The sequence below is a fragment of the Paraburkholderia sp. SIMBA_053 genome (genome assembly GCF_046534895.1).
Taxonomy (GTDB): Bacteria; Pseudomonadota; Gammaproteobacteria; order Burkholderiales; family Burkholderiaceae; genus Paraburkholderia; species Paraburkholderia caledonica.
This window is the reverse complement of sequence record NZ_JAWRXU010000607.1, coordinates 1-275: the sequence shown is the minus strand read 5'-3', so window position 1 is coordinate 275 and position 275 is coordinate 1. Positions and strand designations below refer to the sequence as shown.

The 275-nt window shown below is 64.7% G+C and carries 1 protein-coding gene; it reads left to right on the top strand.

The annotated features are described in order from the left end of the window. The coding region (locus SB753_RS37035) for a squalene/phytoene synthase family protein (RefSeq protein WP_410805114.1) at nucleotides 1–275 on the top strand (275 nt) is incomplete at both ends.

Genomic DNA, 275 nt, shown 5'->3' with positions numbered 1-275 from the left:
CCCGTCGCGCGGCAGCCGTTGCTCACCGCGCTGTTCGCGCTGCGTCGCGAGTTCGAAGAAACCGTGAAGGAAACGACCGATCCGACGATCGGACGCACGAAGCTCGCGTGGTGGCAAAAGGAAGCAGCAGCGCTCGCAGCAGGCGAACCGACGCACCCTGTGTCGCAGGCGCTCGCTGTGCATCTGCCCGACGTGCAGGCTGAATATCCCACGTTGCAGGCGTTGATCGCGGGCTTCGAGATGGACCTCGACCAGGCGCGCTATCTCGACTATCC